Genomic DNA, 18557 nt, shown 5'->3' on the forward strand with positions numbered 1-18557 from the left:
TCAGGCCTCGGTCGACTCGGTGGACGCAGCCGCGTCAGCAGCCTCGTCCGCCTTCTTGTCGGCCTTCTTCGCCTTCGGGGTGATGGCCTCACCCTTCGCGTCGTCTCCCTCGATCGCCTTGGCGAAGGCGTCGAACGAGGCGCGCTTGTCCTCCTTGGTCGCCGGGGCCAGCAGCGGCGCCGGGGCCGGCAGGCCCTTGTGCTTCTGCCAGTCACCGGTGAGCTTCAGGATGGCGAGGACCGGCTCGGTCGGCTGGGCGCCGACGGACAGCCAGTACTGCGCGCGCTCCGAGTTGACCTCGATGCGCGACGGGTTCTGCACCGGGTGGTACAGACCGATCTCCTCGATGGCCCGGCCGTCACGGCGGGTACGGGAGTCGGCGACGACGATGCGGTAGTGAGGCGAACGGATCTTGCCCAGACGCTTCAGCTTGATCTTGACTGCCACAGCTGTGGTGTCTCCTGGTCTTGACGTGGTTGGGCACAACGAGATGCCACGTGGGGTTGCGGTACCCGAGATGCCCGATGGACGCGTCAGCCGGAGGAGAGAGGGGTCCTGTGCGACTGTCGAGTACAGCTAGCCATTGTGCCACACCACTGCGGATCAGCTGGCCGCGCCCACTGCCTCCGGGATCCGGAAGGGTTTCCCGCAGCCGCCGCAGACGATGGGTGCCTGCGCGAGGACCGAGGGAACGACCCGTACGTTGCGACCGCAGTCGCACACGGCCTTGACCCGTACTCCGCCGCCCGACGACCCGTGCCGGGCCGCCGGTCCGCGGAAGGATCGCTTGGTGTCCGCCGCCGTGGCGACCGTGTGCGCCTTGAGGGCGCGCTGAAGCCGCTCGATGGTCGGGCGGTACCGGCGCCTCGCCTCAGGGTTGAGGGTGACCAGGGAGAAGCCACTGCTGGGATGCGGCTCCTCGGAGTGGTCCAGGCCCATCTCCTCGGCGATCGCCAGGAATCGTCGGTTGTGGTAGCGGCCGGCGCGTGAGGTGTCGCGGACTCCTCTCGCGGCGGCGATGCCGTGGACTGCCTCGTGGAGCAGTCGCTCGAAGGAGAGCTCGGCGCCGCAGGCGGACGACGACTCTCCGATCAGGGACTCTGGCGCGGCAAGATCGGGCAGCTCGGGGTGGTGCCGCTGAATATCGGCCCACGCCTGTGCCAGCTCTGCGGCGAGAACAGGTGGTGTCGTGCTCACGTCGTGACAACGAGCCGGGGTGTCCCCGGGTTCCATTCCGGGGCATCCCAAATATTTTGCACGTACCCGTCAGTTGCCATTGATGCGTCCTGACGAGGGCCACTGCGCTGATCTGCGGAGAAGCCTCACAGCTCGCACCAAGGTGGTACGTAGCGGCGCGTACGCCCCGGCGCGTAGACGGGCCTCTGGCGCCGGGCGTTCGGCGCTTGCCGGGGCGTCCCACGTGCCGCCCCATCCCTCGGGTCCGGGGCTCCGGGGCCGCGGGGCTCCGGGGGGAGGGGGACGCGCGCGGGCGCGGACCGCGGCGGGCCCGGCGGCGTCGGAACGGTGCCGCTGCGACAGTACTCCCGCATCACGCGCCGCCGCGCACCGGCCCGTGCCGTGCCGTCACCCTGGCACGGTACGCCCTCGCGGCGGCGCCCACCTGCGATCCCGTCCTGCGTGGCGCGATCCGTGCGCCGGCTCCACTATGGGAGGTGGTCCGCGCCGGGCTCAGGGGCGCACGACCGGGGCACGCAAGCATTGCCGCCCGACCCCTGGACTTGGGGGCGGATGCGGAGTTCCCTGATGACGGGGAGTGCGAGCGCATGTACACGGGGGCTGTCAACCAGGGCAGAGACGCACAGATGACCTCTCGGCGGATTGGGGCGCTTTCGATGACACCTATGCTCGTCCAGCACCACCCCCACCCGGCCTCGGTGCCTCCGGCGACGGACGCGCCCGGGCGTGCCCGCGACTGGGCGGAGATCCAGGAACGGATGCTGGTACCGCTGTACGAAGCGGTGTACGCGCACCTGGAGGTCGGCACGGGGACCCGGCTGCTCGGTCTCGGCTGCGGTTCGGGACTCGCGCTGTTGATGGCCGCGGCACGGGGCGCACAGGTCACCGGTGTCGACACGGACCGCGCGCGCGTGGAGCTCGCCAGGGAACGGCTGCTGCCGGTCCCCGGAGCCCACGGCGCCTCCCGGTGCGGCACCACGAAGCTGCTGTACGGCGGGCCCGCGGAGGCCGCCGAAGCCGCGGATCCCACGCGTCCGGCGTACAACCTCATCACCGCCTTCCAGCCGATCGGCTGCGCCCCGGGCGATTCGGACGGCCTGGCTCCGGCCCTCGCGTCGGCGGTGGGGCTGGCGGAGCGCGGCAGCGCGGTGGTGCTGGCGGGCTGGGGCCCGCCGGAGCGGTGTGCCACCTCGGCGGTGCTGAGGGTGGCCGGCCGGCTCACCGAGCGGCTGCGGACGACGGCCGGCTGGCGCCCCGCGCTGCGGGACGACCTGGAGGAGGTCGCCGCGCGGGCCGGGCTGAAGCCGGACGGCTCCGGGCGGGTGGCGTGCCCGTTCGGCTACGCGGACATGACGAGCGCCCTGCGCGGCCTGCTGTCGACGGGACTGTTCGACGCCGCGGTGGAAGCCTCGGACCAGGCGACGGTGGAGAAGGAGATGACGGAGGCGCTCCACCCGCATGTGCTCTCCGACGGCACGGTCTGGATGCCGAACGTCTTCCGTTACCTGGTCGCGCGGACCGGCTGACGCACGGCGCCGACGGCCCCGTGCGAGGCCGCGGCGGCGGACAGCGGGTGCGCGCGGACACTGACGGGTCACGAACGCGCGAGGGGCGCCCACCGGTCGCGGTGGGCGCCCCTGTCACGCGCGCGCGGACCGGCCGTCGGCCTCAGCCCATGAACTTCTTGAACTCGTCCGGCAGCTCGAAGTCCTTGCCCGGCTGGCCGGCCGGGAGCCCGAAGGCACCGCCCTGCTGCGCCTGCTCGCGGCGCGCGGCCGCGGCCTGCTCCTCGGCCTTGCGCTTCATCGGGTTGCCGCTCTTGCGCTTGCCCTTGGCCTGCTTGACCTGCTTCTTCTGCCGGCCGGCGCCGCCGCCCATGCCGGGGATCCCGGGCATGCCCGGCATTCCGCCGCCCTGAGCCATGCGCGACATCATCTTGCGCGCCTCGAAGAACCGCTCCACCAGGCCCTTGACCGCGCTGACGTCGACACCGGAGCCCTTGGCGATACGGGCACGGCGGGAACCGTTGATGATCGTCGGTTCCTGGCGCTCGGCGGGGGTCATCGACTTGATGATCGCGGCCGTACGGTCCACGTCACGCTCGTCGATGTTGTTGATCTGCTCCTTCATCTGGGCCATGCCCGGCAGCATGCCGAGGAGCTTGGAGATGGAGCCCATCTTGCGGACCTGCTCCATCTGGGCGAGGAAGTCGTCGAGCGTGAAGTCCTTGCCCTTGCTGCTCGCCAGCTTCGAGGCCATCTTGGCGGCCTCTTCCTGGCTGAAGGTCTGCTCGGCCTTCTCGATGAGCGAGAGCACATCGCCCATGCCGAGGATGCGGGACGCCATGCGGTCCGGGTGGAACGCGTCGAAGTCGTCCAGCTTCTCGCCGTTGGAGGCGAACATGATCTGGCGGCCGGTGACGTGCGCGATCGACAGGGCGGCGCCGCCACGGGCGTCGCCGTCCAGCTTCGACAGCACGACGCCGTCGAAGCCGACACCGTCGCGGAACGCCTCGGCGGTGTTGACCGCGTCCTGGCCGATCATGGCGTCGACGACGAAGAGGACCTCGTCGGGGCTGACGGCGTCGCGGATGTCCGCGGCCTGCTGCATCAGCTCCTGGTCGATGCCGAGACGGCCGGCGGTGTCGACGATGACCACGTCGAACTGCTTGGTCCTGGCGTACTCGATGGAGTCCTTGGCTACCTGCACCGGGTCGCCGACGCCGTTGCCGGGCTCCGGCGCGTACACGCCGACGCCGGCGCGCTCCGCGACGACGGACAGCTGGTTGACGGCGTTGGGCCGCTGGAGGTCACAGGCGACGAGCAGGGGCGAGTGGCCCTGCCCCTTCAGCCAGACACCGAGCTTTCCGGCGAGGGTCGTCTTGCCGGCGCCCTGGAGACCCGCGAGCATGATCACGGTCGGCGGGTTCTTGGCGAAGCGCAGCCGGCGGGTCTCGCCGCCGAGGATGCCGATGAGCTCCTCGTTGACGATCTTGATGACCTGCTGGGCCGGGTTCAGCGCCTGGGAGACCTCGGACCCGGCGGCCCGCTCCTTGACCTGCTTGATGAAGGCCCGGACGACGGGCAGCGCGACATCTGCCTCAAGGAGCGCGATACGGATTTCGCGGGCCGTGGCGTCGATGTCCGCCTCGGAAAGGCGGCCCTTGCCCCGGAGATTCTTGAATGTCGCTGCAAGGCGGTCGGAGAGGGTATCGAACACGGTGGTCGCGGATCCTCGGGTCTCGGGGGCGGGCGGACGGTTTCCCCCAAGGGTATCCGCCCGCGCGAGTGCGCATCCGACGCGGGCGGAACAGCCGGGGACGGAGTGCTCCTACCCCCGCAGCGTCGCCTCCAGCGCGCGGGCGACAGCGGACGCCTCCTCGCGGGGCAACGGGGCGCCCTTCGGGTCCGTGACGTAGAAGGCGTCCACGGCGTTGGCCCCCAGCGTCGAGACGTGCGCGCTGCGTACCCGTACCGCCGCCGTCTCCAGCGCGCGGCCGATGCGGTGCAGCAGGCCGGGCGCGTCCTGGGCCCTGACCTCGATGACCGTCGCGCGGGCCGAGCCGGCCTCGGCGACCGTCACCCGGGGCGGCGGCGCCGTGACACCGCGGCGCCTGGGATAGGCGGCCTCCCGCTCGGCGAGCCGGGTCCTGATGTCCAGCGAGCCCTCCAGCGCCCGGACCAGGTCGGCCCGGAGCCGGGCCGCCTGCGGCAGCGATCCGTACTCCGCCGCCACCCGCCAGTTCAGGACGAGCACCGGTGCGGTGCCCAGCTCCGTCGGCAGGTCGATCGCCCTCAGGTCGGCCGCGCGGACGGTGAGCCGGTGCAGCGCGAGGACCCCGGCGACCGCCGGGAGCACACCGGACTGGTCGGGCAGTGCGATCAGCAGCTCGACGCCGACCGGCTCCGGTTCGCCGTCCTCCCGGGCGGCCCCGGCCTGGGCGCGCAGGGACAGCACGGGTTCTCCGGTGCGCAGCGCCTCGATGGCGAGCCGTTCCTGCTCCGCGCTGGGCTCGGCCGCCCCGGGTGCCTCCGGAACCTCGCCCGCCAGCACGCCCGCCACCCGTTTGACCAGATCGGCGACGAGCGAGCCACGCCAGGAGGACCAGGCGGCGGGCCCGGTCGCCAGCGCGTCGGCCTCGGTCAGCGCGTGGAGCAGCTCCAGGGTGGCCGGCGAACCGACCGCGGAGGCCACGGAGCGCACCGTGGCCGGGTCGTCCAGGTCGCGCCGGGTCGCCGTCTCGACCAGCAGCAGATGGTGGCGCACGAGGGTGGCGAGGACGGCGGTGTCGGCGCGGTCGAAGCCGATCCGGGCGGCCACGTCCCGTGCGATGGTCTCGCCCGCGACGGAGTGGTCCCCCGGCCACCCCTTGCCGATGTCGTGCAGGAGCGCGGCGACCAGCAGCAGGTCGGGCCGCCCCACCCGGCGGGTGAGCGACGCGGCGCGCACCGCCGCCTCGACGAGGTGCCGGTCGACGGTCCAGGTGTGGACGGGGTTGCGCTGGGGCCGGCAGCGCACCCGCTCCCAGTCCGGGATCAGCCGGGTGACCAGGCCCTCCGCCTCCAGCGCCTCCCAGACCGCCACGGTCGGCTCGCCCGCGCCGAGCAGGGTGACCAGTTCCTCGCGGGCCTCCGCCGGCCAGGGCACCGGAAGCGGTTTGGCGGTGGCGGCCAGCCGGCGCACCGCGTGCGGCGAGAGGGGCAGCCCGGACTGGGCGGCCGCCGCGGCGGCGCGCAGGGGCAGTACGGGGTCGCGCTCGGGCCGGGCGGTGCGGGCGAGCACCACCTCGCCGTCCATCTCGACGACGCCCTCGGCGAGCGGTGAGCGTTCCGCCTGCGGCTTGCCGCCACCGAGCATGGCCCGCAGCCGGGGCCGTACGGAGCGGGCCCGAAGGACCCGGTTCACCTCACGCCAGGTGACGTCACCGGCGTACGAGATGGTGCGCGCCGCTTCGTACACCTCGCGCAGCAGCGCGTCGCCGTCCAGCAGGCCGAGGGCGGTCGCGACCTGGTCCTGTTCCTGGAGGGCGAGCCGGTCGGTGGCCCGCCCGGTGACGAGGTGGAGCGCGTCGCGGGCGTCCAGCAGCCTGCGGCGGGCCTCGTCGAGTCCCTGGCGCGGGGCGTCGGCGAGCCAGGAGGCGGCGACGGCGCGCAGCGCGGTGGCGTCCCGCAGCCCGCCGCGGGCCTCCTTGAGGTCGGGCTCCAGCAGGAACTGCAGCTCCCCCTGCCGTTCGGCCCGTTCGCGGCAGAGTTCGTCCAGCTCGGGAAGGCGCTTGGGCGCCTGGTTGCGCCAGTCGGCCAGGACGGCCGTGCGCAGGCCGGAGACCATGGCGAGGTCGCCCGCCACATGGCGGGCGTCGAGCAGGCCGAGCTGGACCTTCAGGTCCTCGCCCGCCGCCCTGCGGGCCTCCGCCGGGGTGCGCACGGAGTGGTCGAGGGCGAGACCCAGGTCCCAGACCGGGTACCAGACCCGGTCGGCCAGGGCGGCGACGGTGCCCGCGTCCGCGTTGCCGTCGTGGAGCAGGAGCAGGTCGAGGTCACTGCGGGGGGACAGTTCCCCGCGTCCGTACCCGCCGACGGCGACCAGCGCCACGCCCCGGGCGGGGGCGGCGGCGGTGAACAGGCCGGCCAGCCAGTCGTCGGTCAGCCGGGCCAGCGCCGCACGGCGCGGCGGCCCGGACCGCGCCTCCTCCTGGAGGAGGCGCAGCCGGGCCGCCGCGTAGCCGCTGGGTCCGGAGTCTTCCGCTTGTGTGCCGTCGACGCTCGTCACCCAGCAGCCCGCCTTTCCGTGTCCGCTCGCCTCAGAGGGCGTCGGGTCCGCGTTCGCCGGTACGGACCCGTACCGCCGTCTCGACGGGCACGCTCCACACCTTGCCGTCACCGATCTTGCCGGTACGGGCGGCCTTGACCACGACATCGATCAGCTCGTCGGCGTCGTCGTCCTCGACCAGTACCTCGATACGGATCTTGGGTACCAGGTCGACGGTGTACTCCGCTCCCCGGTAGACCTCGGTGTGGCCGCGCTGGCGCCCGTAACCGCTGGCCTCGGTGACGGTCAGACCCTGGATCCCGAAGGCCTGGAGGGCCTCCTTGATCTCGTCCAGCCGGTGCGGCTTGACGACCGCGGTGATGAGCTTCATGCGTCCACCTTCTTGTTCCTCGCCACTGCTGCAACCGTGTCGGCCGGCCCCGTCGGCGCGGCCTTGCGCGAGCCGGTGCCGCCGCCGGCACCGCTGAAGTCGTACGCCGTCTCGGCGTGCTCGACCTGGTCGATGCCGGAGACCTCGTCGTCCTCGCTGACCCGCATGCCCATCACCTTGTCGATGACGAAGGCGAGGAGCGCGGAGACGACCAGAGAGTAGGCCAGGACGGCGACGACGCCGATGGCCTGCTTGCCGAGCTGGTCCAGGCCGCCGCCGTAGAAGAGGCCCTTGGCCTCGGACTGGACGCCGCCGGTGGCGAAGAAGCCGACGAGCAGCGAGCCGGCGATGCCGCCGACGAGGTGGACGCCGATCACGTCGAGGGAGTCGTCGTAGCCGAACCTGTACTTCAGGCCGACGGCCATGGCGCACAGCAGGCCGGCGATCGCGCCGATGGCGATGGCGCCGAGCGGCGAGCAGGAGCCGCCGGCCGGGGTGATGGCGACCAGACCCGCGACCGCGCCGGAGGCGGCGCCGAGGGTGGTGAACGAGCCGTGGCGGATCTTCTCGTAGGCCAGCCAGGCGATCATCGCGGCACCGGTGGCGACCTGGGTGTTCAGGAACATCACCGCGCCGACGCCGTCGTCGTTGCCGAGCCACGATCCGGCATTGAACCCGAACCAGCCGAACCACAGCAGGCCGGCGCCCAGCATGACCAGCGGCAGGCTGTGCGGCCGCATGGGGTCCTTCTTGAACCCGACGCGCTTGCCGATGACGAGGATGACGCCGAGGGCCGCCGCGCCGGCGTTGATGTGGACGGCGGTGCCGCCCGCGAAGTCGATGACGCCCATCTCGAAGAGCCAGCCGCCCGCGCCCCAGACCCAGTGGGCGACCGGGAAGTAGACCACGGTGACCCACAGGGCGATGAAGAGCGCCCAGGCGGTGAACTTCACGCGGTCCGCGAGCGCGCCGCTGATCAGAGCGGGCGTGAGGATGGCGAACATCAGCTGGAACGCGGCGAAGACGTACACGGGGATGGTGTAGCCGTCCCACAGCTCGGTGATGCCGATGCCGCTGAGGCCGACGTACTCCGGGGACCAGCCGATGAGGGAGCCCGAGTCGGTGCCGAAGGCGATGCTGAAGCCGTAGAGCACCCACAGGATCGTCACGATCCCCAGGCTGATGAAACTCATCATCAGCATGTTCAGGGTGGATTTCACACGGACCATGCCTCCGTAGAAGAAGGCGAGGGCGGGAGTCATCAGCATCACCATGGCGGTGCAGATGAGCATGAACCCGGTGTTGGCGGCAGACAGCGTGGGCGTGTCTGCGGCAAGCGTCGTGATGCCTGGAGGCATCGGCGTCTCCTCGTCGTCGTACGGCCTGTGCGGGGCGGAGCCGGTGCTGCGTGGCTTTGAGGGGTGGCCGGTTATGCGCCAGAGGTTGGCGCAGCGCGGTTTCGGTCGATGCCGCACGATGTTTCACCGCAGTGACGAAGAGGGTGGGTGTGTTACGCCGTTATGAACTCAAGGGTCACGGGAATGTAACGGGAGGAGTGCCCCGGGTACGTGCGGACCCGACCGCGACGATCACCCGGCGGCCCCGGCACGGGCAGCCGGGCCGGGCGGTACGGGGCGACGGGCGCGGCCGGGGCGGGCGCGGTCCGGTTCAGACCGCCTCGGCGGTCTCCGGCAGCCGCGCGGTCAGGATGTCGGTGAGCCGGGCGACCTCCGGCAGGTCACCGAAGTCGCGCGCCGCCGTGTCGACGGTCTTGCGCAGACGGGTGTTGACCCGCTCGGAGCGGACCCGCCCGGCGACGGCGAGGGCCCGTTCCGCGAAGGCGGCGGACTGCTCGGGCTCGCGCTTGAGCAGGTGCACGGTGGCCATGCCGACCAGATTGAGTGCGTACGAACGCTGGTGCTCCTCGTCCTGCTCGAAGAGGTCCACGGCACGCTGCATCACCGGCTCGGCCAGCGAGGCGTAGGACGGACTGCGACCGGCCACATAGGCCAGGTCGCGGTAGGAGTGGGCGTTCTCCCCGTTGAGCTCGGCCTCGGAGAAGAACCGGATCCAGTCGGGCTCCGGCTCGCCCTCCAGCCCGATGTCGGCGAAGGTGTCCTCGGCCATCCGGACGGCCCGCTTGCACTTGCTGGGCTGTCCCATGTTGGCGTACGCGCGGGCCTCCATCGCATACAGCATGGCCTGCGTGCGGGAGGTGGCGCAGTCGCGGCTGCCGTACTGGGCGAGGTGGATGAGCTCCAGGGCGTCGTCCGGCCGTCCGAGGTGGATCATCTGACGGCTCATGGAGGACAGGATGTACGAGCCGAGGGGCTTGTCGCCGGCCTCCTTGGCGGCGTGCAGGGCCAGCACGAAGTACTTCTGGGCGGTGGGCTGGAGGCCGACGTCGTAGCTCATCCAGCCGGCCAGCTCGGCCAGTTCGGCCGCGCACTTGAACAGGCGCAGCGCGGTGGCGGGGGGCTGGGGCTCCTGCAGGAGGTCGGTCACCTCGTGGAGCTGGCCGACGACCGCCTTGCGACGCAGACCGCCGCCGCACTGGGCGTCCCACTGGCGGAACATGGCGGTGGTGCACTCCAGCAGGTCGAGCTCCGGCCTGGACAGCCGGGAGGGGCGCCGGGACGCGGCGGCCGTCTCGGGGCGCGGCGGCTCGCCGACGGGGGTGGGCACCAGCCAGCGCTGCATCGGCTCGATGAGTGCCGGTCCGGCGGCCAGGGCCAGCGAGGTGCCGAGGAAGCCGCGCCGGGCCAGCATCAGATCGCTGCGGGAGAACTCGCTCAGCAGCGCGACCGTTTGGGGCCCCGCCCAGGGGAGGTCGACACCGGACACCGAGGGTGACTGGTGGGCCGTGCGCAGGCCGAGGTCCTCGATGGCGACGACGCTGCCGAACCGCTCGGAGAACAGTTCGGAGAGGATGCGCGGAATGGGCTCGCGCGGCTGCTCGCCGTCGAGCCAGCGCCGCACCCGGGAGGTGTCGGTGCTGATGTGGTGAGCCCCCATCTGGCGCGCCCGGCGGTTCACTTGACGGGCGAGCTCGCCCTTCGACCAGCCACTGCGCACGAACCAGGAGCCCAGTTGCCCGTTCGGGCGCTTGCCGGCACTCGTACCGCCTGCGCCGCTGCCGTCCACCGGAACGCCCCCATCCACCGAATCGCCATATCGCGCGAACCCTTATCAGAATGCCGCTGGTTGTGGCCGTCCGTCCCGGGGTTGCACCCTTCGAACAGTGAACCGGCTCGCCTCGGGAATACCCACGATCGTGGTCACTACCCGGAGAGTTCGCGCACCGAAAGTAATCCTACGATCACCCCCACCGCGAGGCCGATTCCGTAAACGCCACCATTCGCCACCCCTTCGAATGAACTGCCCGGCCACCAGGCGCGATTCACTTGACGTACGACGAAAGCGAGTCGGCGGATCGTTGCGCGCCACCGCGTGAACGAGGGTCCGCACCACCTGACGCACCACCGCGCGCCCCCCGTTCGGGAACAAGGAGCAGCGACGGAGCGTCACCATGGGACTCCGATTCGTAACCACCGGCGCGTTCCACCCGTTGGAGGGGGCATGGGCTTCACTATCGGCAGCACCCGTATCCGCGAGATGCGGTCCGGCCTGTCCGGTGCGCGGCGTCGCGGCAGCCGCACGGCGGAGTGCACGGCGGTGGCGGAGTACACCGGCCTGTGGGGCTGGGACGTGGTCCCGGGCGCCCGCGCCTCGGCCGGCCGCTGCTCCTGCGGCGACCCCGGCTGTCCGGCCCCGGGGGCGCACCCCCTGGACTTCGCATCCGAGGTGCCGGCGGGCGCGACCCTCGAGAGGGCCGCCGCCACGTGGTCGCGCTTCCCGGGAGCGGCACTGCTGCTGCCCGTCGGGCGCGCCTTCGACGTGCTGGAGGTGGCCGAGGCGGCGGGCCGCCGGGCGCTGCTCCGGCTGGAGCGGATGGGCCTGCCGCTCGGCCCGGTCTGCGTCACACCGACGGGACGGGCCCAGTTCTTCGTGGCTCCGGGAGCGGCGGCCGGGCTGCCGCAGCTGCTCTACCGGATGGGCTGGGACGACGCGGATCTGGACCTGCGCTGTCTGGGCCCCGGCGCCCACATCACGGCTCCGCCCTCGGACCACGGCGGGCTGGGCCCCGCGCGCTGGCTGCGCCCGCCGTCCCTCGACACGGGCGCCCCGCCCCAGGCCCGCCTGCTGCTGGGCACGCTGGCCTACAGCTGCCATCGCCCGGCCACCAGGGCGTTCCCTTCGGACCAGTGCTGAGCCGGCGCGCCGGCGCCGTGGTCCGGGGCGCCGCCGCCCGGAGGGGCGGGCGGCGCCCCGAGGGGGCGGCAGGCGCTCTCTACGTCCTCAGGACGCGTCGCCGATCAGGGCGTCGACGAAGGCCTCCGGCTCGAAGGGAGCCAGGTCGTCCGGGCCCTCGCCCAGTCCGACCAGCTTGACCGGGACACCGAGCTCGCGCTGGACCGCGATCACGATGCCGCCCTTGGCCGTGCCGTCCAGCTTGGTCAGCACGATGCCGGTGATGTCGACGACCTCGGCGAAGACCCGCGCCTGTACCAGCCCGTTCTGGCCGGTCGTGGCGTCCAGGACCAGCAGCACCTCGTCCAGCGGGCCGTGCTTCTCCACGACGCGCTTGACCTTGCCGAGCTCGTCCATGAGCCCCGTCTTGGTGTGCAGCCGGCCCGCGGTGTCGATGAGCACCACATCGGCGCCCTCGGCGATGCCTTCCTTCACCGCGTCGAACGCGATGGAGGCGGGGTCGCCGCCCTCGGGGCCGCGTACCGTGCGGGCGCCGACCCGCTCGCCCCAGGTCTGGAGCTGGTCCGCGGCGGCCGCGCGGAAGGTGTCCGCCGCGCCGAGGACGACCGAGCGGCCGTCCGCCACCAGGACCCGCGCCAGCTTGCCGGTCGTCGTGGTCTTTCCGGTGCCGTTGACGCCGACGACCATGACGACGCCGGGCGTGTCGAGACCGCTCTCGGTCTTGACCGTGCGGTCGAAGTCCGTACCGAGGAGCGCGAGCAGCTCCTCGCGCAGCAGGGTGCGCAGCTCCACGGGCGTGCGCGTACCGAGCACCTTGACGCGCTCACGCAGCCGCTCGACGAGTTCCTGGGTCGGGGCGACGCCGACGTCGGCGGTGAGGAGGGTGTCCTCGATCTCCTCCCAGGTGTCCTCGTCGAGGTGCTCGCGGGACAGCAGGGTGAGCAGCCCCTTGCCGAGCGAGTTCTGCGAACGGGCGAGCCGGGCGCGCAGCCGGACGAGCCGTCCGGCCGTCGGCTCGGGGACCTCGATCACGGGCGCCGGGGGCTCCGCGACGACCGGGTCCTCCACGGCTGCCGGGGTCTCGACCGCCTCCGCGGCGGTCGGGAGGTCGACCTCCTCGATGGTGCGGCGCGGTTCTTCCCGCGGTGTCTCCGCCTCCTCGCCGACGTGCGGCTCGGCTGGCGGAGCGGTGATGGTCGGCGTGCTCCTGGGGGCCTCGGGCGGCGGCAGCTGCTTCTTCCTGCGGCTGCTGACCACGAGGCCGCTGATCGCGCCGACCGCGACCAGGGCGATGACTACAGCAAGGATGAGGATTTCCATAACGCGTCCAGTATCGGCCACGTCCGGCCGACCGGAGGGGCGCCGGATGCGCCACTGGAGGACCTAGGGCCCTAATTGGACCTTTTGGGGGGAACGTACGATGGTGGGAGTCCCCCCACCTCTGCACGGAGCTGATCCATGCCCCACGCCTCCGAGTCCGAAGGCGCGATGTCCGAAGGCACCATAGAGACGCGCGGTCTCGAGCCCGTCCCCGACGCCGAGCGGACCGGTCACGTCAGGGAGCTCTTCCCCACCTGGGTCGCCGCGAACATCAGTGTGCTGTTGCTCACGATGGGCGCCGGCCTGATCGTCTTCAACGGCCTGAACCTCTGGCAGGTACTGATCGCGGCGGTGGCCGCCCCGGTCGTCTCGTACGGTCTGGTCGGGCTGATCTCGATCGCGGGCAAGCGCGGCGGGTCGCCGGGCATGGCCCTGTCGCGGGCCGTCTTCGGCCAGCGGGGGAACCTCTTCCCCGGCACGCTCATCTGGGTGGCACGCTGGGGCTGGGAGACGATCAACGCGGTCACGGGCGCCTACGCGGTGCTCACCGTGCTCGACCTGCTCTTCGGCATCAAGAGCAACACCCCGCTCATCGTCATCACGCTCCTCCTCTTCGTCGCCTGCACCTTCCTGGTCTCGGGACTCGGCATCAACGCCCTGCGAGTGTGCAGCAAGTGGTCGACGTATCTCTTCGGCGCGTTCTCCGTGCTCGTACTGATCTACCTCGTCGCCGGCACCGACTGGAGCGAGGTCTTCGCCAGGCCGGCCGGCTCGACGGCGATGATGATCGCGGGCATCGGCACGCTGGCCGCGGGCGGCATCAGCTGGGTTCCCTCGGGCCCGGACTTCACCCGCTATCTGCCGCGCACGGCGTCCGGCCGGGCGATGGTCGGGTCCACGGTCGGCGGCGCCGCGATCGTGGTGGTCCCGATGGTGCTGATGGGCGCGGTCATGGCGGTGGCGACCCCCGACCTGGCGTCGGCCCAGGACCCGGTGTCGTTCATCGGTGAGCTGCTGCCCGCCTGGCTCTCGGTTCCGTACCTGCTCATCGCACTGATCGGCATGCTGTTGATCAACTCGATGTCGATGTACTCGGCCGGGTTCACCGCGCAGACGCTCGGCATCAGGGTCCCGCGCGCCTGGGCGGTGAGCGTGAACGCCGTGATCTCCCTGATCTTCGGGTTCCTGCTGATGGTGGTCGCCACCAGCTTCATCGGTTCGTTCATCTCCTTCCTGACGCTGCTGGCGGTGGCGTTCTCCGCGTGGATCGGCGTCTTCGGCGTAGACATGCTGCGCCGGACGTCGTACGACGGGGAGGCGTTGATGGACACCTCACGCACCAGCGCCTACTGGTACCGGGGCGGCTTCGCCTGGCAGGCCATGTCCGCGTGGGGCGCCGCACTCCTGATCGGTCTGCTCTTCACCAGGGTCGACTGGTTCGCCGGCCCGTTCGCGGAGAGCTGGATCGGGGCCAACGGCCTGGGCTGGGCGGTCACCGTCGTCGTCGCGGCCGCGCTGTACGCCGTGCTGCCGCGTACCGGGACCGGGCGGGCCGCGGCCGGACGCGAGGAGCCGGCCGCCACCACCGTCTCCGTCTGACACATCGCGTCCCGTCCCCCCTTCGCCCCGCGCAGCGGCCGGCGGAGGGGGGACCAGTCATGTGCGTCGGACCGTGACCGGCCGCTGCTGCCGCCCCGCGCCTCGACGGCCTGGAGGATCAGCGGTTCCCCCGGGCGGGTCCGCCGGGCCGTCGCCCGCAACCTCCGGGAGCGGGAGTCCGGCCGCCGGGCGGGTCTGTCCGGGAGCGGGAGTCCGGCCGCCGGGCGGGTCCGCCGGGGCCATCGCCCGCAATCCTCGCGGCACGACGGGACGCGGACACCGCGAGAGGGCTCACCCGTCCAGGCTCATCGACGAGTCCCCGAAAAAACGGACGGCGATGTCGAGAACCCGCGTCCGGCTCCGTCCCCGGGGTGAAGCGCGACCACAATGGGTCGCACGAGCAACGAGGAGAGCCACGATGGCCAAGTACCTGCTGCTGAAGCACTACCGCGGCGCCCCGGCCGCGGTGAACGACGTGCCGATGGACCGGTGGAGCCCGGAGGAGATCTCGGCACACGTCCAGTACATGAACGACTTCGCGGCCCGGCTGGAGAAGACCGGCGAGTTCGTCGACGGTCAGGCGCTCGCCCCCGAGGGGGCGTGGGTGCGCTACGACGGTGAGGGGCGCCCGCCGGTCACCGACGGACCGTTCGCGGAGACCAAGGACCTCATCGCCGGCTGGATGATCATCGACGTCGACAGCTACGAGCGCGCCGTCGAGCTGGCCGGGGAACTGTCGGCCGCCCCCGGGGCGGGCGGCAGGCCGATCCACGAATGGCTGGAGGTGCGTCCGTTCCTGGCCGCGCCGCCCACCATCACGGAGTGACGTCACCGATGGACGACGCCCTGCTCCGGGGCCTCACGCCGAGCGTGCTGGCCGTCCTCGTCCGCCGCGGAGCCGACTTCGCGGCGGCCGAGGACGCCGTGCAGGACGCGCTCGTCGAGGCGGTCCGCGTCTGGCCCGCCGACCTGCCACGAGACCCGAAGGGCTGGCTGGTCACCGTGGCCTGGCGCCGGTTCCTCGACGCGATGCGGGCGGATGCCTCACGCCGCCGGCGGGAGGACCTCGTCGACGAGGAGCCGGCGCCCGGGCCCGCGCCCGCCGTGGACGACACGCTCCGGCTCTACTTCCTGTGCGCCCACCCGTCGCTGACGCCGTCCTCCGCTGTCGCGCTCACGCTGCGCGCCGTCGGCGGGCTGACCACCCGCCAGATCGCCCAGGCGTACCTGGTGCCCGAGGCGACCATGGCGCAGCGCATCAGCCGGGCCAAGCGCACGGTCTCCGGCGTGCGGTTCGACCGGTCCGGCGACGTCGCCACCGTGCTGCGCGTCCTGTACCTGGTCTTCAACGAGGGCTACTCCGGCGACGTCGACCTCGCCGCCGAGGCCATCCGGCTCACCCGGCAGCTCTCGGCCCGGATCGACCACCCGGAGGTGGCGGGGCTGCTCGCCCTCATGCTGCTCCACCACGCCCGGCGCGCCGCCCGGACCGCTCCCGACGGGAGCCTGGTGCCGCTCGCCGAGCAGGACCGCGGCCGGTGGGACACCGGCTCGATCGCCGAGGGCGTCGCGATCCTGCAGGCGGCCCTCGCCCGCGACCGGCTGGGCGAGTTCCAGGCCCAGGCCGCGATCGCCGCCCTCCACGCCGACGCGCCCACCGCCGAGGAGACCGACTGGGCGCAGATCGTCGAGTGGTACGACGAGCTGACGCGCCTGACCGACAGCCCGGTCGTCCGGCTCAACCGTGCGGTGGCCGTCGGTGAGGCCGACGGAGCGCGGGCCGGCCTGGCGGCACTCGCGGCCCTGGACGCCTCCTCCCGGGGCGCTTCGAGCAGGGGGTACCCCATCCCCCGCCGCACCGCGGTGGCGGCGTACCTGCAGGAGCACGACGGCGACCTGGCGACGGCGGCACGGCTCTACGCCGAGGCGGCCCACAAGGCACCCAATCTCGCCGAGCGCGACCACCTGACACGCCAGGCCGCTCGGCTCAACGCCCGCCTGCGCGGCTGACGGATCGCGCCCGGATGCCCCTCCGGGGCCGGGCACGCCTCCAGGGCCGGAGCCGTAGCTTCCGGGGCCGGAGCGGTCGGTTCCAGGGCCGGAGCGGTCGGTTCCAGGGCCGGAGCGGTCGGTTCCAGGGCCGGCGGAGGAGACCGTCGCGCCGGACGCTGTCCCCGGGGCGGCTCGCGGCCGTGACGTGGGATCGGCGGTCGGCGGTCGGCCGCAGGGGGGTACGCCGCGGGGGTGCAGGCGTCGCCCGGCGCCGGGCGCGGACGGCGCCGTGCGGCCGGGGCGGCTCCGGCGGGGAGCCGGCAGCCGGCAGCCGGCAGCCGGGGAAGCGGCCCGGACCGGACCGGCCGGGCCGCACGAGAACACGCACTGCCCCGGCTCGCAGCGAGCCGGGGCAGTTCCGTGGTCGAGGAGAGGGGCAGCGGGGATTAGCCCATCTCCTCCAACGCCTTGCCCTTGGTCTCCTTCACGAACTTGAGCACGAAGGGGATGGAGAGCACGGCGAAGAACGTGTAGATGATGTAGGTGCCGGAGAGGTTCCACTCCGCCAGGGACGGGAAGCTCGCGGTGATGGCCCAGTTGGCGATCCACTGGGCGGAGGCGGCGACGCCGAGTGCCGCGGCACGGATCCTGTTGGGGAACATCTCGCCGAGGAAGACCCACACCACCACGCCCCAGGACAGGGCGAAGAAGAGCACGAAGACATGGGCGGCGATCAGGGCGACGACGCCCTGGGTCTCCGGCAGCTTGCCGTCGACCAGGTCGGCGGAGAAGGCCCAGGCCTCGCAGGCGAGGGCGATCGCCATACCGGCGGAGCCGACCAGCGCCAGGGGCCTGCGGCCGACGCGGTCGACCAGAACCATCGCGATCACGGTGCCGATGATGTTGATGATCGACGTGGTGAACGAGTAGAAGAACGAGCCGGCCGGGTCGATGCCCACCGACTGCCACAGGGTCGACGAGTAGTAGAAGGCGACGTTGATGCCGACGAGCTGCTGGAAGACCGACAGGCCGATGCCGACCCAGACGATGGGGAGGAAGCCGAAACGGCTGCCGAGCAGGTCCCGGAAGGTCGACTTGTGCTCGCGGCGCATCGCGGTCTCGATCTCCACGACACGGGCGTCCAGGTCGACGCCGTGGCCCTCGACCTCGGCGAGGACCTCCCTGGCCCGGTCCTTGCGCCCGACGGAGATCAGGAAGCGCGGCGACTCGGGGATGGCGAAGGAGAGCAGGCCGTAGAGGACGGCCGGGATGACCATGACGCCGAGCATCCACTGCCAGGCCTCGAGCCCGCCGATCACACCGCGCTGGTCGCCGTCGGCCAGGTTCAGGATGGCCCAGTTGACCAGCTGGGAGATGGCGATTCCGATGACGATCGCCGCCTGCTGGAAGGAGCCGAGCCGGCCTCGGTACGCGGCGGGGGCGACCTCGGCGATGTACGCCGGGCCGATCACCGAGGCCATACCGATCGCGAAGCCGCCCACGATGCGCCAGAAGGCGAGGTCCCAGAGGGCGAACGGCAGGGCCGAACCGATGGCGCTGACCGTGAAGAGGACCGCCGCGATCTGCATGCAGCGGATGCGGCCGATGCGGTCGGCGATGCGGCCGGCCGTCGCGGCGCCGATGGCGCAGCCGATCAGCGCGATGGCGATGACCTGGGCGAGGGTTCCGGATCCGATGTCGTAGCGGTCGCGGATGGCTTCGACGGCCCCGTTGATGACGGAACTGTCGTAGCCGAACAGGAAGCCGCCCATCGCGGCGGCGGCCGTGATGAAGATGACATGGCCGAGGTGGTCGGGGTGGGCCTCTCGGGCCCCCGACGCCGGTGGCTGCGCAGAGCTGGTCACGTGAACTCCTGGGCCCGGCAACATCGCCGGGCATGGGGGGCGAGCCCTTCAAGTGGCGCACAACTCGGCGCCGCCCACCACTTGAAGGTAAAAGCAACGTTGCAGAGACTATTCCTTCAAGTTTCGAAGTCAATAGTTTCTCTGATGTGAATCTGAGCGCATGGCGTGTCGAC

At 72.0% G+C, this 18557-nt stretch carries 14 protein-coding genes; 5 read left to right on the forward strand and 9 right to left on the reverse strand.

The annotated features are described in order from the left end of the window. Both rpsP and PUR26_RS31520 read right to left on the reverse strand, forming a co-directional pair. The gene (gene rpsP / locus PUR26_RS31515; RefSeq protein WP_329877758.1) at positions 1-447 is read right to left on the reverse strand and encodes a 30S ribosomal protein S16; all 447 of its coding nucleotides are present in this window, start codon (positions 445-447) and stop codon (positions 1-3) included. 156 nt (positions 448-603) lie between these two features. Beyond that, positions 604-1197 carry a hypothetical protein gene (locus PUR26_RS31520; RefSeq protein ID WP_329877760.1) on the reverse strand — a complete coding sequence of 198 codons (594 nt, stop codon included), beginning with the start codon at positions 1195-1197 and terminating at the stop codon, positions 604-606. A 656-nt stretch (positions 1198-1853) separates the two neighbouring features. Here PUR26_RS31520 and PUR26_RS31525 point away from each other — a divergent pair. Continuing rightward, a complete protein-coding gene (locus PUR26_RS31525; RefSeq protein ID WP_329877762.1) occupies positions 1854-2723 on the forward strand; it encodes a methyltransferase domain-containing protein in 870 nt (289 codons plus the stop codon). A gap of 142 nt (positions 2724-2865) precedes the next feature. Here the strand turns inward: PUR26_RS31525 and ffh are convergent, their stop codons facing one another. The 5 genes from ffh to nsdA form a co-directional block, all read right to left on the reverse strand. Then, positions 2866-4416, reverse strand: a complete 1551-nt coding sequence (gene ffh / locus PUR26_RS31530; protein ID WP_329877764.1) for a signal recognition particle protein — start codon at positions 4414-4416, stop codon at positions 2866-2868. Positions 4417-4527: 111 nt separating this feature from the next. Beyond that, positions 4528-6966: a [protein-PII] uridylyltransferase gene (locus PUR26_RS31535; RefSeq protein ID WP_329877766.1), complete on the reverse strand. Its 2439-nt coding sequence runs from the start codon at positions 6964-6966 to the stop codon at positions 4528-4530. A 31-nt stretch (positions 6967-6997) separates the two neighbouring features. Then, entirely contained in the window at positions 6998-7336 is a 339-nt protein-coding gene (locus PUR26_RS31540; protein WP_329877768.1) for a P-II family nitrogen regulator, read from the reverse strand. Beyond that, positions 7333-8694, reverse strand: a complete 1362-nt coding sequence (locus tag PUR26_RS31545; RefSeq protein ID WP_329877770.1) for an ammonium transporter — start codon at positions 8692-8694, stop codon at positions 7333-7335. Before PUR26_RS31545 ends, PUR26_RS31540 begins: the two co-directional genes overlap by 4 nt. 310 nt (positions 8695-9004) lie before the next feature. Further along, positions 9005-10480 (reverse strand): transcriptional repressor NsdA, encoded by a 1476-nt coding sequence (gene nsdA, locus PUR26_RS31550; RefSeq protein WP_329877772.1) that lies wholly within the window; start codon positions 10478-10480, stop codon positions 9005-9007. A 435-nt stretch (positions 10481-10915) separates the two neighbouring features. On the opposite strand from nsdA, the gene PUR26_RS31555 reads away from it, so the two are divergent. After that, positions 10916-11608, forward strand: a complete 693-nt coding sequence (locus tag PUR26_RS31555; protein ID WP_329877774.1) for a bifunctional DNA primase/polymerase — start codon at positions 10916-10918, stop codon at positions 11606-11608. Between the two features lie 87 nt (positions 11609-11695). On the opposite strand, the gene ftsY is transcribed toward PUR26_RS31555, so the two are convergent. Further along, positions 11696-12928, reverse strand: coding sequence for a signal recognition particle-docking protein FtsY (gene ftsY, locus PUR26_RS31560; RefSeq protein ID WP_329877776.1), 1233 nt, complete (start codon positions 12926-12928; stop codon positions 11696-11698). Positions 12929-13066: 138 nt separating this feature from the next. Here ftsY and PUR26_RS31565 point away from each other — a divergent pair, with 138 nt between their 5' ends. The 3 genes from PUR26_RS31565 (at position 13067) to PUR26_RS31575 (ending at position 16537) form a co-directional block, all read left to right on the forward strand. Further along, complete coding sequence (locus tag PUR26_RS31565; RefSeq protein ID WP_329877777.1) at positions 13067-14527, forward strand: cytosine permease; 1461 nt, start codon at positions 13067-13069, stop codon at positions 14525-14527. A gap of 418 nt (positions 14528-14945) precedes the next feature. Next, positions 14946-15353: a YciI family protein gene (locus PUR26_RS31570; protein WP_329877779.1), complete on the forward strand. Its 408-nt coding sequence runs from the start codon at positions 14946-14948 to the stop codon at positions 15351-15353. An 8-nt stretch (positions 15354-15361) separates the two neighbouring features. Beyond that, the gene (locus tag PUR26_RS31575) at positions 15362-16537 is read left to right on the forward strand and encodes an RNA polymerase sigma factor (protein WP_329878561.1); all 1176 of its coding nucleotides are present in this window, start codon (positions 15362-15364) and stop codon (positions 16535-16537) included. Positions 16538-16965: 428 nt separating this feature from the next. On the opposite strand, the gene PUR26_RS31580 is transcribed toward PUR26_RS31575, so the two are convergent. Beyond that, entirely contained in the window at positions 16966-18384 is a 1419-nt protein-coding gene (locus PUR26_RS31580) for a sugar porter family MFS transporter (RefSeq protein WP_329877781.1), read from the reverse strand. Positions 18385-18557 lie beyond the last annotated feature (173 nt).

Origin of the sequence: Streptomyces sp. SP18CS02 (assembly GCF_036322365.1) — a bacterium.
Classification (GTDB): Bacteria; Actinomycetota; Actinomycetes; order Streptomycetales; family Streptomycetaceae; genus Streptomyces.

What these genes read in the sequence shown, in the direction of transcription:
- PUR26_RS31525 (WP_329877762.1), top strand. Translation starts at nt 1,854, where the DNA reads ATGACACCTATGCTCGTCCAGCACCACCCCCACCCGGCCTCGGTGCCT.
- PUR26_RS31575 (WP_329878561.1), top strand. Translation starts at nt 15,362, where the DNA reads ATGGACGACGCCCTGCTCCGGGGCCTCACGCCGAGCGTGCTGGCCGTC.
- PUR26_RS31540 (WP_329877768.1), bottom strand. Translation starts at nt 7,336, where the DNA reads ATGAAGCTCATCACCGCGGTCGTCAAGCCGCACCGGCTGGACGAGATC.
- PUR26_RS31570 (WP_329877779.1), top strand. Translation starts at nt 14,946, where the DNA reads ATGGCCAAGTACCTGCTGCTGAAGCACTACCGCGGCGCCCCGGCCGCG.
- ftsY (WP_329877776.1), bottom strand. Translation starts at nt 12,928, where the DNA reads ATGGAAATCCTCATCCTTGCTGTAGTCATCGCCCTGGTCGCGGTCGGC.
- PUR26_RS31565 (WP_329877777.1), top strand. Translation starts at nt 13,067, where the DNA reads ATGCCCCACGCCTCCGAGTCCGAAGGCGCGATGTCCGAAGGCACCATA.
- PUR26_RS31545 (WP_329877770.1), bottom strand. Translation starts at nt 8,694, where the DNA reads ATGCCTCCAGGCATCACGACGCTTGCCGCAGACACGCCCACGCTGTCT.
- PUR26_RS31555 (WP_329877774.1), top strand. Translation starts at nt 10,916, where the DNA reads ATGGGCTTCACTATCGGCAGCACCCGTATCCGCGAGATGCGGTCCGGC.